Raw genomic sequence first — 13,658 nt, 5'->3', positions numbered from 1 at the left:
CTTTAACTGTTTCTTACTAATTTCATACTTACAAGTTTTTCTGCAATTCTTACGGTATTTAAAGCGGCGCCTATTCTTAGGTTATCAGCTACTACCCACATTGCAACAGCATTATCAAATGCCAAATCTTTTCTTATACGACCGACATATACAGGGTCTTTGCCTGCTGCGTATTTTGGCATCGGGTATATTTTATTTGCTATATCATCCATTACCTCAACACCATAGGCTGTTTCAAGGATTTCTTTTGCTTTTTCAACACTTAACGGTTTTTCAAACTCAACTGTTACGGCTTCCGAGTGCCCTATGTATACAGGAACTCTCACAGCTGTGCAGCTGATAGGGGTTTCTTCTTTCAGATGAAGAATTTTTTTTGTTTCGTTGACAACTTTCATCTCTTCCTTTGTATAGCCGTTGTCGCAAAATACGTCTATTTGAGGAATAAGGTTAAATGCAATCGGTTTTACAAATGCTTTGGTTTCAAATTCTTCACCGTTCAGCTCGGCTCTGGAATGGGCTTCAAGCTCATCCATAGCCTCTTTCCCTGCCCCGCTTACTGCCTGATATGTGCTTACAATAAGTCTTTTTATGCCTGCATAATCATGCAAAGGCTTTAAAGGAAGCATTAACTGCGATGTTGAGCAGTTAGGATTGGCAATTATTCCTTTATGTTTTTTCAAATCCTCATCGTTTACGCCTGCTATCACAAGAGGGATATCTTTTTCCATACGAAAAGCGCTGCTGTTATCTACTATGACTGCTCCTGCTTTTAGAATATCATCAAGCCAGGCTTTGCTTGTGGAGGCTCCTGCCGAAGCAAGTACTATATCCGTAGCTTCAAAAGATTTTGCGGTAGTTTCTTCAACGGTATATTCTTTATTTTTAAAAGTTATTTTCTTGCCTGCGCTTCTTGCGCTTGACAGCATTTTTATTGAATTTATAGGGATATTGCTGTTGCTTAGAACACTGAGAATTTCAGAACCAACTACCCCTGTTGCGCCTAATACCGCTAAATTTATTCCGCTCATATTTATATCCTCATAAAATATTATCTAAACCATACACAAATTCATTGTTGGCACATACATATCTGATGCTCATTAAAACGCCGTCCATATAGCATTTTCTGTCAACACTGTCGTGTCTTATGGAAAGAATTTGACCTAATGAGCCGAATAATACTTCCTGAGATGCCATATACCCCGGCATTCTTACAGAATGAATATGGATATCAGACGGAGCTGTTCCTCCCCGGGAACCCTTGATTAACTCTATATCATCAATGTTTCCGTTAGTAAAATTCTCTTTTGCTTCAGCCATAAGCTGAGCTGTTTTAATTGCAGTGCCTGAGGGCGCATCTTTTTTCTTATTGTGGTGATATTCGATAATTTCCGCATTGTCAAAGTACTTTGCCGCCATTTTTGCAAACATCATCATTAGAACAGCGCCTGTAGTGAAGTTTGGAGCTATCATTCCCGATAAATTCCTGCTTTTGGAAATAGACTTTAGTTCTGCTATTTCTTCTTCTTTTAACCCCGTAGTACCGATAACAGGTCTTGCGCCTGCTTCAAAAATCAGTTTTGCGTTTGTAAATACACTGTTTGGGTCGGTAAAATCAACAACTACATCAGGTTTTAGGGTAATTACAGCTTCTTTAAGATTATTTTGCACCTGTATTCCGTTTGGTTTATTTAAAGCTATGCTGCCGATATCCTCGCCGATTTTTATGACATCTACGGCTCCGATAAGCTGTATATCTTCAGACGCATCAACAGCTCTTACAACTTCGCTTCCCATCCTGCCGCAGGCGCCTGATACCAAAACTTTAATCATGAAAATTCTCCTTACTTACTTATTAATTATCTCATAAACATGAAATTGGGTAATTATAAGGTCTGATTTCACGTCCCAAGTATCACAAGGGAGGTTTTCCAGTAGCAATTCATGCGGTATTAACACAACTTTAGCCGCTTTAATCTTGTTGAGCGTTAAAAACTTATCGTAATAACCCTTCCCGTATCCCAGTCTGTTGCCGTTGACATCTGCCATAAGCGCGGGGAGAATAATCAAGTCTGTTATTTTTGGGGCTATTACTTCTGTTTGAGGCTCTTTTATGCCGTAAATATTCTCTTTCAAAACATCACCTGTTTTGTAAGGACAAAAGTTCATTGTATCACCGAATATTTTAGGCAGATAAAAATTTTTATTTTCATCAAATAACGGGGTTAAGTTTATTTCGCTTCCAAAAGGGTAGTATAGTGCAATATTTTTTGAATTTTGCCATACGGAAGTATTCAGCAGTTTGGCAATAATAAGTTTGCTTATATCATGCATATTAATTTTGCTGCGAATTTCTTTAGCCGGATTTCTTAATTCTTTTTTTGAATTCATAAACTACGCTTAACTATTGGTGCTATTGCTCTTATTTGTGAGTATAATTCTTCAAATTGCTTGGGATAAAGAGATTGTGCTCCGTCGCATAATGCACATTCAGGATTATGATGTACTTCTACTATTAATCCGTCGCAACCTGCAGAAATTGATGCTAAAGACATGGGTGCAACTTTATCGCGAAGACCCGTTGCATGACTCGGGTCTGTAAAAATCGGCAGGTGGCTTAATTTTTTTACTATAGGAATAGCAGAAATATCAAGAGTATTACGTGTCATAGGTTCAAATGTTCTTATACCTCTTTCGCAAAGTATAATTTCTCTGTTACCGCCTGACATAATATATTCTGCTGACATAAGCCATTCTTCAATCGTTGCACTTAATCCCCTTTTTAACATAACAGGTTTATCAAGATGCCCGAGTTCTTTTAGCAGGTTAAAGTTTTGCATGTTCCTTGCGCCTACCTGCAATATATCAATATACTTTAGAAACAGGGGAATTTGGGAAATATCCATTATTTCAGATGTTACAATCATGTTGTATTTATCGGCTACTTCTCTTAAGATTTTCAATCCTTCTTCGCCTAACCCCTGAAAAGCGTAGGGAGATGTTCTGGGTTTAAAAGCGCCGCCTCTTAAAATTCTTACACCGATTTTTTGGAGTGCACCGGCTGTAGCATCTACCTGTTCATAAGATTCTACACTGCATGGACCTGCTATGAGAGCAAGTCTTTCCCCGCCTATTTCAATGTCCTTTATTTTAATAACGGTATCATTAGGCTGGAATGTTCTGCTTACAAGCTTGTAACCTGAAGATATTTTTATTATTTTTTCTACACTGTCGATTAGCTCAAATTCACGAGCATCAATGCTTCTGCCGCCTACAGCACCTATTACGGTGTGTATATCGCCTTTTGAAATATGTGCATCAAATCCGTTTGCTTTTATTATTTTTACAACATAACCTATCTGCTCATCAGAAGCAGATGATTTCATTACTATAAGCATCTTAATCCCTTTTTCGTATTATTCTTCCGTTTTATTTCCTTCAGAATTTGCCTGTTCCTGAGCAGGAACTAATAAAGAATTTATAGTATATTTTCTGCTTAAAATTTCTTGTTCGCCTTCGTATACGAGGAAGGTTAAATCTTTAATGCTGTAGTCTACCGTAATTCTTAGGTTTTGAGCCATCGCATTGTATACGAAATCTTCATTTGGGATATTAACGGTAATTTCGCCGACATCTATCATTACGTCAGTATTGGTTTTAGCTTTGATTGTTAATTTCTTTTCTCCGGGCGCCCAGTTGGGACCGCAAATTACTACAAGATCAAATACAAATTCTGCAGGAAGCGCTACTGCCGAAAAGTTATCAAAAATATTGATACAGCTAAGCTTGTTATTCTTGTAGGTAATATTTTCCGCTATTATTAGATACTCTGACATTTTATACTCCTTGTTTACTGACTAGGATTATTATACATGAAAAATTAAAAATTAAAACACCTCATGGCAATTTTTGGAGACTAATTGTTTTTATTAATATAAGAGAAAGAGGAAGTTTATATTAGGAGAAATTGGAAATGAAGGAATTAGATTTTGAAGAAAAGAAGTTTTTTGAAAAACAAATAAAAAGCCCTGTTATGCTTACATTAGCCACAAAACTCAGTTTAGACCAGGCAAAGTTAGTTACCGACATGGCAAAATGGAAAAGATTTGAATAGTTAAGCCAAAAGCCGATATCAAAAAGATATCGGCTTTTTTAACGGCTTTTTATTTATTATTTTGTTATTATTTGTCACATACGCCAAAGGCAACTTGTACAACTTCATTAGGATTGATTTGAGAAATCTTTGTACCGTCAGAAGCAATTACGAATGCGATTTCGTCTGTAGTAATGTCAACAAGTCCCGCTACACCGCTAAGGCCTGTTCTTGTAACATCTATAGGAGCTTTAACCAAGGCAACCGCTGATTGGCCGTAACTCTTGAATGCAGAGCCGAGTTTACCCTGGAAGAGTTCTCCCATACCTGTACCAAAATTACCTGAAGCAGCTTCTGCGCCGTTACCTGCGACAACTAATGCGCCGCCAAGCGTTCTTGCTGTATTACCTATAATAGAACCTGCCCATGTGAATGGTGTCTTCGCAATTCTTGATACTACATTAGGTTTGTGGTTTTCAAGAACTTGAACGGCAAGTACTTCCTGAGGCAGAGGTGAGCTCATATCTTCATTCTTAATTTCTGTAAATACAACTTTTAAAGCACCTTGAGAGTCTTTTGTCGGTCTTACAACTTCAACAATTTTACCTCTTACTAAAGAACCTTCGGGATAAAGCTTGCCATCTATCTTGATACATTCTGTTGAACGGGCGCGGAATGATTCTCCTGCCTGATTTTCTCTTGCAGAAATACTGTCGTCAAATTTTACTTTTAATGTTGGTACTTGCATAATTTCGTCGGTTTCAACGTAAGCAGCAGCACCTGTTTCAGCACAACCGCAAGCTATAGGAGCAGCATCAATACCTATTGCAACTCTTGCAGTAGCTAACATTGCTACGATTTCTGCTCTTGTTGCTTCATCATTTGCTCTTAAAGTATTTGTTTCCGGACAAGTATTTAACAAACCTGCCTGAATAGCTTTTGCTACAGGAACTTTACTCCAAGCAGGGATGGAAGAAGCGTCTGAATATTTAGATAAAATTTGTTCAGCTTTACAATCATCCATATCACAAGGACTTAATGATTTTGCCATTGTAACCAAAGCTTCCGCTCTTGTTACATTTGCATTAGGTTTAAATCTGCCGTCAGGATATCCTGCGACTAACCCGCCGTTAACGCCTTTATCTATAACTTTATTAGCCCAGTGTGATTGCGGTACATCGCTAAAGATAGCTTTATCATAGTAAGGTTCACCCTGATAATTTAATCCTGATACAACAAGGCTTGTGAACTCTGCTCTTGTAACATATCTGTCAGGTTTAAATGTATGGTCGGGATATCCTGCTACTACTTGTGCAGCGGCTAATCTGTTAATATCATTAGCTGCCCAGTAAGAAGGGGAAATATCTTTAAAAGAGTTTGTAAGAGGTGTTGCTGCACCCGTTGTTTTTACAAGGTCTATCTTGTCAAAAGATTTTTCTACAACCTGCATACTGGAATTAGAGTGGATAGTCAAAGGACAGCCTTTAGGAGCAGTACTGTTTACATTACCGCTCAGGTCAAGATCACATCCTTTTTTATTAATTGTTGGTAAGCCTGCCGCAGCACCCGTAATTACGTTGCCGCCTATAGGTTCATTTTCGCTTACCATTATGCCTTTAGAATCACTTGTGCCGGCAACTGTTGCGCCGCCTAAGCCCATTGCAGTTGATTCACTGGCAAATATTGACGGTACGCCGTACACGTTTTTAGGATAAGCATAAACCTGTATTTCTTTGTCCGAGCCTTTTACATATCCCGGTGATACAGCACAGTCCGGTCCTAATTGGTTTGTGTTGCATTTAGGGACGGGACAGGGATCAGCGACCGGTTCTGCACAAGGGTTACAAGAGTTACAAGGGTCTTTAACAACCGGACAAGGGCATGCAGGTGATACGTCGCAAGGGTCGCAAGGGTCACAAGGATCAATTACAACCGGGCAAGGACATGCCGGCGATACTTCTACAAAGTCCATTACTTCATTATCACAACAAGGACTGGGTATTTCAGGTTTTTTGCAAGGATCACAATCTAATCCTGCTGCGGCACCTGTTTCTGTGTTAACTCTAACACTACTTGGCATTGCAAATGGTTTTGGGCATCCGCAATCGGCAATTCTGTCGTCTGTAACAAATTGCACATCATCTTTGACTGAAATAATTTCAATCTCATCGATACAATTTGAGGCAGTATTCGCACTATCCATACAATAACCGGGGCTAGCTATGACTAAAACTCCGAAAGATAATGCAGCTGCGATGTTAAGTCTTCTATTTTTCATTTTATTCCTCCATAAGTAAAAAACTGCAGTCTTAAACAATAAAAACTTTTTTACATATGGGCATTATCTATCCTAGCTGCAAAATCTTTATTACCTTCTTGGATAATTTTAGAGAGTAATATTATTTTACATTACTGTTTTTTATGGCTAAAATTCTTTAAAAACCTTTGGTTGAGGTCTTCCGTGCCCATTTTCCTGAGGACATTTTTTATTCTTCTCTAAATACTTATCCTTTATACAGGATGCTAAAGGAGTAGATAAAAACGGCACTATAACACGTTTGGCAAGGATTGTTGAAATAACAAGAGATCCCAGAAGATCAAATCCTGCAAATACTGTATCTTTGAATTTATCGGTAGTATCAGATATTCTTTGTCTGATTAAAACCTCGCCTTTTCGTGCTATTTCTTCGGGTTTAACCCTTTTAAATACGGCATCTTTAATCTTATTGAAGTTAATTCTCTTTGCTATATGTTTATCAAATACTTTGCGTAATATAGGTTGGAACAGCAATGTAAGTAATACCTGAGAGGTAATCATTAATACCCCGTTTGCCAAATCCAGTGATGCAACAAATTTTCTCTTATCTTCGGGTATTTTTTCATTTGCAAGGCTTTGCTTTACGTAGTAATAACAGCCTACGGCATCTTTAGCAACAATTGAGGCTATGGCAAAACCCGTTACATAGGACTTTTTGTCCGAGTTTCTTATATGTCCTTGTACTATTTTGCTCTGGGCAATAGATCTGATTACATCATTTGGAGTTAACATTTTTTGTTACCCCCTTTCTTTCCCCTACTTATAGAAGGGAAGAAGAAATCCATAAACCTCGGGTAAATCCAGTTTAATACCCAGCAGGTAAACGGCATTATTGCAAGGGTAACAAACATTCCGGTGAATATTTTAAGTCTTTTAAGGTTTGTTATATTTTGGGTAATTTTGCTCTCAATCGCGTTTTCTGCGGCTTTCATAATAAATTCTCCCTTGTATCCTTGAGCTCTCAGACCTTTTACTATTTTTGTAATTTGTTTATTTTTTAATTCGGTTTTCTTTGCGGCTAATATAGTTGCTGCTGCTTCTTTTGTTTTGCCTTTGAGGGAGTTTTTCATAGAGCTTATAAGTACTTTGTCCGGAGGGTTCATTGATAAATCAAATGCAGGACCTAATTTACCGTGGTGAGCAAGTTTGTCAAGGTATTTATTTGCCTGAGTGTTTATTCCTATTTGGGTTAAAACCGCAAGTACGGCTGATATCGGTTGTCTTAAAGCGCTGTAAGTTTTGGTATCTTGGTTCTCCTTAGAGATAGGGTTCCAGGCAATAAAAATGGGTGCAACAAGCGCTGTCCCCAATGCATTGACCAGTATGTTAAAATTTTCGTTGGCTTTTTCTTTTACATTGAAAAAAAATTTTGCCAGTTTATTTTGTATTATTTCGTCTTTTACAAGTTGGTTAATTAGCTTTGTGTTACTGCCGCAAAAGTTGATATGATTATCCCTTCTTATATTAATGCTTTTTGCTTTTACAGGCGGACTATTAAATTTTTCTATACCGTGAAGCATAAGAAACAACCTTTGCAAAAACTACCAAATACAATCCTTACTACATATACTAAAACAAAAATTTTAAAAAAATTGCGTTATTACTTGTTTTCGACATTTTTTGTTAAGAAATGTTAAAAATTTTGATTTCTTATAGGGTAATTTTGAATGAACACCCTTTAATCTCCTTCTCTAACAGCAAAAAAATAATATTGTAAATTTTATTTTTAAAATATAAATTAAGGTCGGAAGAACTCGAAAAGTATTGTTATGAAAGTTCTTTGTATGCTTTTTTGAATTATCGGTTCTCATTTGACAAATCAGCCCGAGTGTTTTTAACTGTAAAAAAGTCAAGGTGACTATATAGGCTAGGATAATACGAGGTTTAATTTTATGATTATTAACAAAAAGTTTAGTTCTTTGTTAAAGTGCTTTTTGCTGGTATGTTTGATGACTATTTTATCTTTTGATTTTAATGTAATGGCGGAAGAAGCGGAACCTGCTATGCTTGAACATTCTGTTCCCGTAAAAACGGTCAAATATACCCCGGCTTCTAAAGACAGGGGGCATATTATTTATATTGATAATGTTCAGGCTATATGGATTATGAAAGATTTAAACGGTTTTTCAAGTGAACAGAGGGCTAAAATTGCAGCACGGAAGTTAAATGATTTTTTAGCGTCAGGTCAAGACCCTAAAGTTATTCGTCCCGTTAAGAATGCTAATGCCACTTATTTAAAAGCCGGTGATGAAATAATAATAACGGTAGATGATGTTAATGCTAAAGCAGTAGGGGTTTCTGTTCATGAATTGGCTTATAGCTGGGCAAATAATACAAGAAAAGCTTTAGGCGCTCCGGCTCTGAAAAAAGATTATCAGGAAATGACAAGGGGCTATTCTTCGAATGTTAACAGCCGCTATATAGGTCATACTATGGTTGGTATGGCATCTTGGTACGGCGGACAGTTTCACGGAAGACGCGCTTCTGACGGCAGCAGATTTAATAAAGAAGAATATACCGCAGCTCACAGAATTTACCCTTTTGGTACTTTGGTTAAAGTTACAAATTTAAAAAATCATAAAACTTGCGTTGTTAAAATTACTGACCGCGGACCTTACGCGCACGGGAGAATTATTGATTTGTCCAAAAAGTCCGCAGAAGATTTAGGTATCCTGAAAAGCGGCGTAGGTAAGGTAAAGCTTGAAGTCGTAGGGTCTTATTAGAGATTTATTTAAAGTATTTTTACTTTAGCAATTTTCTCATTAAAATTGTTTTTATATTAATACGAGCTAAAGAGGAAATATTTTCATGAAACCTTACTATGATTTTGGGGATTCGTATCCTAAGTACACATTTGCGTTAGAAAAATTGAAAATCAAGGCTGCTTTGATTCGTGCAGCCAGAAAGTCAAAAGCCGCTATTATTGCTCTGAATGAGTATGTAACTGATTTAAAATTCGGTTTGCTGTAAAAGCGTCATTGTAAAAAAAAATTTGAAGGATTTGTTAAAAAGCAAATCCTTTTTGTGTTATGAAAATATAAGGACTGAAAAATCGCTGCTTGTAAAATAGTATGTTTGAATTAAAATGGGATTGTATATACTAATAGAGGTTTAAATGTCAAAAGAAGTAATAGAATTTGAAGGAACAATACAAGAGTCTTTGCCTAATGCTATGTTTAAGGTTGTATTAGAAAACGGTCATCAGGTTTTAGCTCATATTTCCGGAAAAATCAGAAAAAACTTTATTAGGATATTACCGGGAGATAAAGTGAAAGTTGAACTTACCCCGTATGACTTAACAAGAGGACGCATAACATATAGATTGAAAGGATAAAAAAATGAAAGTTAGAGCATCAGTTAGACAAATGTGTGAACACTGCAAAGTTATTAAAAGAAAAGGCAGAGTGGCAATTATTTGTGAAAACCCGAAGCATAAACAAAGACAGGGATAGTATTTCACAGTAATTAAGCGGCTGCAAGTATAATTACTTGAAACTTTTTTATGTTTTTTTTATTATTTTATACTATTAGTACAGAAATATTGACAAAGGAGTCAAAATGGCAAGATTAGCAGGGGTTGATTTACCTCGTAATAAAAGAATGATAGTAGCTTTGACCTATATCTACGGAATTGGTCCAAAGATTTCCGCTGATATCTTAAAAGCATGTAATATTAGTGAAGATACAAGATCTGATGATATAACGGAAGATGAAATCAGCAAGTTAAGAACAGAATTAGAAAAATATCATATTGAAGGAGATTTAAGAAGAATGGAGTCTATGAACATAAAAAGACTCAGCGAAATTAACTCTTTCAGAGGAATGCGCCACAGAAGAAAGCTTCCTGTGCGCGGTCAAAGAACTAAGACAAATGCAAGAACCAGACGCGGAAAGAAGACCGGTCCGGTATCTAAAAAGAAATAATAATTTAAGGAGAATATAGAAAGTCATGGCAAAAGTTAAGACTAAAAAGAAAGAAAAAAAGAATGTACTACAAGGTGTAGTGCATATTCAATCTACTTTTAATAATACTATTGTAACATCTACCGATGCACAGGGAAATGCAATAGCATGGGCATCTGCCGGCACCTGCAGCTTTAAAGGCGCAAGAAAAGGTACCCCGTTTGCTGCGCAGTCTGCTGCTGAATCCGTTGCAAAAAAATCAATGGACCAAGGTATGAAAAAAGTAGAAGTTCTTGTTAATGGACCCGGCTCAGGCAGGGAAACAGCGATAAGAGCGCTTCAAGCGGCTGGTTTAGAAATAACGTTGATTAAGGATGTTACACCGATTCCTCATAACGGTTGCAGACCTCCTAAGAAACGCAGAGTTTAGTAAGTAATAAGATAAAGGAGCCCCAAATTGGCTAGATATACAGGACCGACCAATAAATTATTCAGAAATTACGGCGTAAAAGATTTGTCAGCAAAGAAACTTGTTTCTTCTATGACACAATACGCTTCAGGTCAACATGGACAAAACAGAAAGAAAATATCTGAGTACGCACTTCAGTTAAAAGAAAAACAAAAAATCAGATTAACATATTTAGTAAGCGAAAAACAATTTAGCAAGTACTATGAAAAAGCAACTAAAAAACAAGGTGTAACCGGTACTACAATGCTTCAATTTTTGGAAACAAGATTAGATAATGTCTTGTTTAGAGCAGGGTTTTCAATTACCCGCCGCCAATCAAGACAGCTTGTAGGGCATGGACATCTTTTGGTTAACGGGAAAAAAGTAGATATTCCGTCTTTTTTGGTTAAACAGGGTGATGAAGTTGCAGTCAGAGCTAAAAGTTCCGATTTGTTCAAAGGAATTATAGAAACTATAGATCAGGCACAAAGTCCTGCTTGGATGAGTGTTAATGCAGAAACACAAAAAATTAAAATTGAGAGACTTCCCGAGAGAGAAGAAATTGATCCTGAGTTCAAAGAACAATTGATCATTGAGTACTATTCTAAGTAGCACTAGGAGGCGAAAGATAATGGATTTAAAAATTAAATGTATAAATTCTACCACAAGTTCTGACGGTTCAATGTACGGCAAGTTTGTAATGGAACCTTTAGAAAGAGGTTTTGGTACAACAATAGGCAACTCATTAAGAAGAGTTTTGCTCTCAAGCCTTGAAGGCGCAGCTGTCAGTGCGGTCAGAATAGAAGGTGTTACACATGAATATACTTCAATCCCCGGGATTGAAGAAGATGTAATTGATATAATTCTTAATTTAAAGAGTCTGGTTGTTAAATCAGAATTTAAAGAACCTCAAACTTTGAGAATAGATGTAGATAAGTCAGGTCCTATCCTGGCAAGTGATATTCAATTACCTGCAGGTGTGAAGGTTATTAACCCTGATTGGCTTATCGCTACGGTATCAGAAGGCGGAAGTTTTCATGCCGATATTATTATTGAAACAGGCAAAGGCTACGTTACTGCAGAAGCAATGACAGAATTAAACGGAATTGCTTCAATAGATATGCTTCCTATCGATGCATCGTTTATGCCTATTAAAAAAGTCAGCTATTCCGTAGAAAATACACGTGTAGGACAGAATATCGACTACGATAAGTTAACATTGGAAATATGGAGCAACGGAAGTGTTGATGTTTCAACCGCTCTAACCGATGCGTCAAACATACTTATTGAGCACTTTGTTGCAGTAAGCGGTTTTGCGGGCGCTCCTCTTCCTAATTTAGTTTCATCTTCAAACGCAATTATTGAAGATGAAAATCAAGAAGATGACCAGGCTGTAAGTATTACAATCGAAGATTTGGAACTCTCGGTAAGAGCTTACAACTGTTTAAAAAGAGCCAGCATTAATTCAATGGCTGAATTAATGAAGAAATCGGAACATGATTTATTGAATATTAAAAACTTCGGTAAAAAATCTTCTGACGAAGTAATAGAAAAATTACGTGCTTTTGGGTTGGATTTAGCTCCAAATCCTGAAGGTGTCGAATTAGGCGAATAATAAAAAGGACAAATAAAAATGAGACATCAATGTAAAAAACATCAATTAAGCAAACCGCAAGATCAAAGAAAAGCTCTTCTTAGATCTTTGGTATCGTCTTTGATTATGCATGATGAAATAACAACAACAATGGCAAGAGCAAAAGCTTTAAAACCATATGCAGAAAAACTTATTTCCCTTGCTAAAAAAGGCGATTTAGCTGCAAGAAGACAAGCCGTAAGGTTTCTTTTTGACCAGCCGACGAACAGATTGTTAAATCCCGAATCAGGAGAAGTTTTTGAGGTGGATGGAGATATCCCTGAAAAAACCAAACTTGTTGATGAAACGGTTTTAAGAAAATTGTTTGGCGAAATTGCTAAAAAATACGCTGACAGAAACGGCGGTTGCATCAGAATATTCAGAATGCCTCCAAGAAGAGGCGATTCATCTGAAATGGCTTTGATTCAGCTGGTATAACGAATGTATACTTGCAGGTATGCATTAGTTGTAGAATACGTAGGAACAGACTTTCACGGAAGTCAAATACAACCCGATACCAGAACGGTACAGGAAGAAATACAAAAAGCTCTTACTATTTACTTCAAAGCCCCTGTAAAAACGGTTTTCTCAGGAAGAACGGACGCAGGAGTCCACGCTAAGGGACAAGTTTTGCACTTTGACATTAAAAATAACGATGTAGATTCTAATCGCTTTTTATATGCGATAAATTCTATTTTGCCTGACGATATCAGTGTTAGTGAAATTGTTGAAGTAAACAGGTCATTTCATGCACAAAAGTCGGCAGCTTATAGATGGTATCGTTATACGATTGCCAATCGGAAATATAAAAATGCTTTTGATTCGAGAATTTTGCATGAAAGAACAAAGCTTGATATTGATTTGATTAATCAAGCCTTGGACTCCTTAACAGGAGAACATGATTTTTCAAGTTTCTGTTCTTTGAAAACCTCGAATCCGAATAAAGTTTGTAAACTTTATTACGCTAAAGCTCATAAAGACGGCGATTATATCTATATTGATTTAGTAGCAAATCGATTTCTCTACAATATGGTAAGAATTATAGCAGGAATGATTTTAGAAATTGGAAGGAATAAACTTACCCCGCAGTTTGCTTATGAACTTTTAATTTCCAAAAATCGTACAAAGGCTCCTAAAACAGCTTCTGCTAACGCTCTTACTCTGGAATTTGTAGGGTATAAAAATAAAGGCTTTGATAATGTGGTTTTTAACAAAACAACCTTATCTGAGCAATTAAAAGACACACAACATGCTAAAAAATAAG

At 36.7% G+C, this 13,658-nt stretch carries 19 protein-coding genes; 11 read left to right on the top strand and 8 right to left on the bottom strand.

What is annotated here, in order from left to right; genetic code table 11:
• Window positions 1-2 precede the first annotated feature (2 nt).
• From PHX18_03605 to PHX18_03585, 5 genes are read right to left on the bottom strand one after another with little or no spacing between them, the layout of a single operon-like run.
• Window positions 3-1,028 (bottom strand): aspartate-semialdehyde dehydrogenase, encoded by a 1,026-nt coding sequence (locus PHX18_03605; protein ID MDD3593695.1) that lies wholly within the window; start codon window positions 1,026-1,028, stop codon window positions 3-5.
• A 10-nt stretch (window positions 1,029-1,038) separates the two neighbouring features.
• Window positions 1,039-1,833: a 4-hydroxy-tetrahydrodipicolinate reductase gene (dapB, locus tag PHX18_03600; protein ID MDD3593694.1), complete on the bottom strand. Its 795-nt coding sequence runs from the start codon at window positions 1,831-1,833 to the stop codon at window positions 1,039-1,041.
• A gap of 15 nt (window positions 1,834-1,848) precedes the next feature.
• On the bottom strand, window positions 1,849-2,391 hold the full coding sequence (locus PHX18_03595) for a 5-formyltetrahydrofolate cyclo-ligase (GenBank protein MDD3593693.1): 543 nt from the start codon (window positions 2,389-2,391) through the stop codon (window positions 1,849-1,851).
• Entirely contained in the window at window positions 2,388-3,398 is a 1,011-nt protein-coding gene (gene aroF, locus PHX18_03590; GenBank protein ID MDD3593692.1) for a 3-deoxy-7-phosphoheptulonate synthase, read from the bottom strand. Before aroF ends, PHX18_03595 begins: the two co-directional genes overlap by 4 nt.
• An 18-nt stretch (window positions 3,399-3,416) precedes the next feature.
• Window positions 3,417-3,836 carry a hypothetical protein gene (locus PHX18_03585; protein ID MDD3593691.1) on the bottom strand — a complete coding sequence of 140 codons (420 nt, stop codon included), beginning with the start codon at window positions 3,834-3,836 and terminating at the stop codon, window positions 3,417-3,419.
• Between the two features lie 137 nt (window positions 3,837-3,973).
• Between PHX18_03585 and PHX18_03580 the strand changes: the two genes are divergently transcribed.
• Entirely contained in the window at window positions 3,974-4,114 is a 141-nt protein-coding gene (locus PHX18_03580; GenBank protein ID MDD3593690.1) for a hypothetical protein, read from the top strand.
• A gap of 67 nt (window positions 4,115-4,181) precedes the next feature.
• Here PHX18_03580 and PHX18_03575 read toward each other — a convergent pair whose 3' ends face one another.
• The 3 genes from PHX18_03575 to PHX18_03565 form a co-directional block, all read right to left on the bottom strand.
• Complete coding sequence (locus PHX18_03575; protein MDD3593689.1) at window positions 4,182-6,371, bottom strand: S-layer homology domain-containing protein; 2,190 nt, start codon at window positions 6,369-6,371, stop codon at window positions 4,182-4,184.
• Between the two features lie 147 nt (window positions 6,372-6,518).
• On the bottom strand, window positions 6,519-7,142 hold the full coding sequence (locus tag PHX18_03570; GenBank protein MDD3593688.1) for a hypothetical protein: 624 nt from the start codon (window positions 7,140-7,142) through the stop codon (window positions 6,519-6,521).
• Window positions 7,136-7,930 carry a hypothetical protein gene (locus PHX18_03565; protein ID MDD3593687.1) on the bottom strand — a complete coding sequence of 265 codons (795 nt, stop codon included), beginning with the start codon at window positions 7,928-7,930 and terminating at the stop codon, window positions 7,136-7,138. Before PHX18_03565 ends, PHX18_03570 begins: the two co-directional genes overlap by 7 nt.
• A gap of 372 nt (window positions 7,931-8,302) precedes the next feature.
• On the opposite strand from PHX18_03565, the gene PHX18_03560 reads away from it, so the two are divergent.
• From PHX18_03560 to truA, 10 genes are all read left to right on the top strand, one after another.
• The gene (locus PHX18_03560) at window positions 8,303-9,133 is read left to right on the top strand and encodes a septal ring lytic transglycosylase RlpA family protein (protein ID MDD3593686.1); all 831 of its coding nucleotides are present in this window, start codon (window positions 8,303-8,305) and stop codon (window positions 9,131-9,133) included.
• Between the two features lie 85 nt (window positions 9,134-9,218).
• Window positions 9,219-9,380: a hypothetical protein gene (locus PHX18_03555; GenBank protein ID MDD3593685.1), complete on the top strand. Its 162-nt coding sequence runs from the start codon at window positions 9,219-9,221 to the stop codon at window positions 9,378-9,380.
• A gap of 145 nt (window positions 9,381-9,525) precedes the next feature.
• Window positions 9,526-9,744 (top strand): translation initiation factor IF-1, encoded by a 219-nt coding sequence (gene infA / locus PHX18_03550; GenBank protein ID MDD3593684.1) that lies wholly within the window; start codon window positions 9,526-9,528, stop codon window positions 9,742-9,744.
• Window positions 9,745-9,748: 4 nt separating this feature from the next.
• Window positions 9,749-9,862 carry a 50S ribosomal protein L36 gene (gene rpmJ, locus PHX18_03545; GenBank protein ID MDD3593683.1) on the top strand — a complete coding sequence of 38 codons (114 nt, stop codon included), beginning with the start codon at window positions 9,749-9,751 and terminating at the stop codon, window positions 9,860-9,862.
• A gap of 106 nt (window positions 9,863-9,968) precedes the next feature.
• Complete coding sequence (gene rpsM, locus PHX18_03540; protein ID MDD3593682.1) at window positions 9,969-10,334, top strand: 30S ribosomal protein S13; 366 nt, start codon at window positions 9,969-9,971, stop codon at window positions 10,332-10,334.
• Between the two features lie 25 nt (window positions 10,335-10,359).
• Window positions 10,360-10,743 carry a 30S ribosomal protein S11 gene (gene rpsK, locus PHX18_03535; protein MDD3593681.1) on the top strand — a complete coding sequence of 128 codons (384 nt, stop codon included), beginning with the start codon at window positions 10,360-10,362 and terminating at the stop codon, window positions 10,741-10,743.
• Window positions 10,744-10,770: 27 nt separating this feature from the next.
• Complete coding sequence (gene rpsD, locus PHX18_03530; GenBank protein MDD3593680.1) at window positions 10,771-11,373, top strand: 30S ribosomal protein S4; 603 nt, start codon at window positions 10,771-10,773, stop codon at window positions 11,371-11,373.
• 19 nt (window positions 11,374-11,392) lie between these two features.
• Entirely contained in the window at window positions 11,393-12,376 is a 984-nt protein-coding gene (locus tag PHX18_03525; protein ID MDD3593679.1) for a DNA-directed RNA polymerase subunit alpha, read from the top strand.
• Between the two features lie 18 nt (window positions 12,377-12,394).
• The gene (gene rplQ / locus PHX18_03520) at window positions 12,395-12,832 is read left to right on the top strand and encodes a 50S ribosomal protein L17 (GenBank protein MDD3593678.1); all 438 of its coding nucleotides are present in this window, start codon (window positions 12,395-12,397) and stop codon (window positions 12,830-12,832) included.
• Between the two features lie 3 nt (window positions 12,833-12,835).
• Complete coding sequence (gene truA, locus PHX18_03515) at window positions 12,836-13,657, top strand: tRNA pseudouridine(38-40) synthase TruA (GenBank protein ID MDD3593677.1); 822 nt, start codon at window positions 12,836-12,838, stop codon at window positions 13,655-13,657.
• Window position 13,658 lies beyond the last annotated feature (1 nt).

This window comes from Candidatus Gastranaerophilales bacterium (assembly GCA_028696075.1).
GTDB lineage: Bacteria > Cyanobacteriota > Vampirovibrionia > Gastranaerophilales > JAILCC01 > JAQVHS01.
This window is presented reverse-complemented; position numbering and strand designations above follow the sequence as displayed.

Coding starts and splice junctions, on each gene's coding strand:
- PHX18_03605 (MDD3593695.1), bottom strand. CDS start 1,028: ATGAGCGGAATAAATTTAGCGGTATTAGGCGCAACAGGGGTAGTTGGT.
- dapB (MDD3593694.1), bottom strand. CDS start 1,833: ATGATTAAAGTTTTGGTATCAGGCGCCTGCGGCAGGATGGGAAGCGAA.
- PHX18_03595 (MDD3593693.1), bottom strand. CDS start 2,391: ATGAATTCAAAAAAAGAATTAAGAAATCCGGCTAAAGAAATTCGCAGC.
- aroF (MDD3593692.1), bottom strand. CDS start 3,398: ATGCTTATAGTAATGAAATCATCTGCTTCTGATGAGCAGATAGGTTAT.
- PHX18_03585 (MDD3593691.1), bottom strand. CDS start 3,836: ATGTCAGAGTATCTAATAATAGCGGAAAATATTACCTACAAGAATAAC.
- PHX18_03580 (MDD3593690.1), top strand. CDS start 3,974: ATGAAGGAATTAGATTTTGAAGAAAAGAAGTTTTTTGAAAAACAAATA.
- PHX18_03575 (MDD3593689.1), bottom strand. CDS start 6,371: ATGAAAAATAGAAGACTTAACATCGCAGCTGCATTATCTTTCGGAGTT.
- PHX18_03570 (MDD3593688.1), bottom strand. CDS start 7,142: ATGTTAACTCCAAATGATGTAATCAGATCTATTGCCCAGAGCAAAATA.
- PHX18_03565 (MDD3593687.1), bottom strand. CDS start 7,930: ATGCTTCACGGTATAGAAAAATTTAATAGTCCGCCTGTAAAAGCAAAA.
- PHX18_03560 (MDD3593686.1), top strand. CDS start 8,303: ATGATTATTAACAAAAAGTTTAGTTCTTTGTTAAAGTGCTTTTTGCTG.
- PHX18_03555 (MDD3593685.1), top strand. CDS start 9,219: ATGAAACCTTACTATGATTTTGGGGATTCGTATCCTAAGTACACATTT.
- infA (MDD3593684.1), top strand. CDS start 9,526: ATGTCAAAAGAAGTAATAGAATTTGAAGGAACAATACAAGAGTCTTTG.
- rpmJ (MDD3593683.1), top strand. CDS start 9,749: ATGAAAGTTAGAGCATCAGTTAGACAAATGTGTGAACACTGCAAAGTT.
- rpsM (MDD3593682.1), top strand. CDS start 9,969: ATGGCAAGATTAGCAGGGGTTGATTTACCTCGTAATAAAAGAATGATA.
- rpsK (MDD3593681.1), top strand. CDS start 10,360: ATGGCAAAAGTTAAGACTAAAAAGAAAGAAAAAAAGAATGTACTACAA.
- PHX18_03525 (MDD3593679.1), top strand. CDS start 11,393: ATGGATTTAAAAATTAAATGTATAAATTCTACCACAAGTTCTGACGGT.
- rplQ (MDD3593678.1), top strand. CDS start 12,395: ATGAGACATCAATGTAAAAAACATCAATTAAGCAAACCGCAAGATCAA.
- truA (MDD3593677.1), top strand. CDS start 12,836: ATGTATACTTGCAGGTATGCATTAGTTGTAGAATACGTAGGAACAGAC.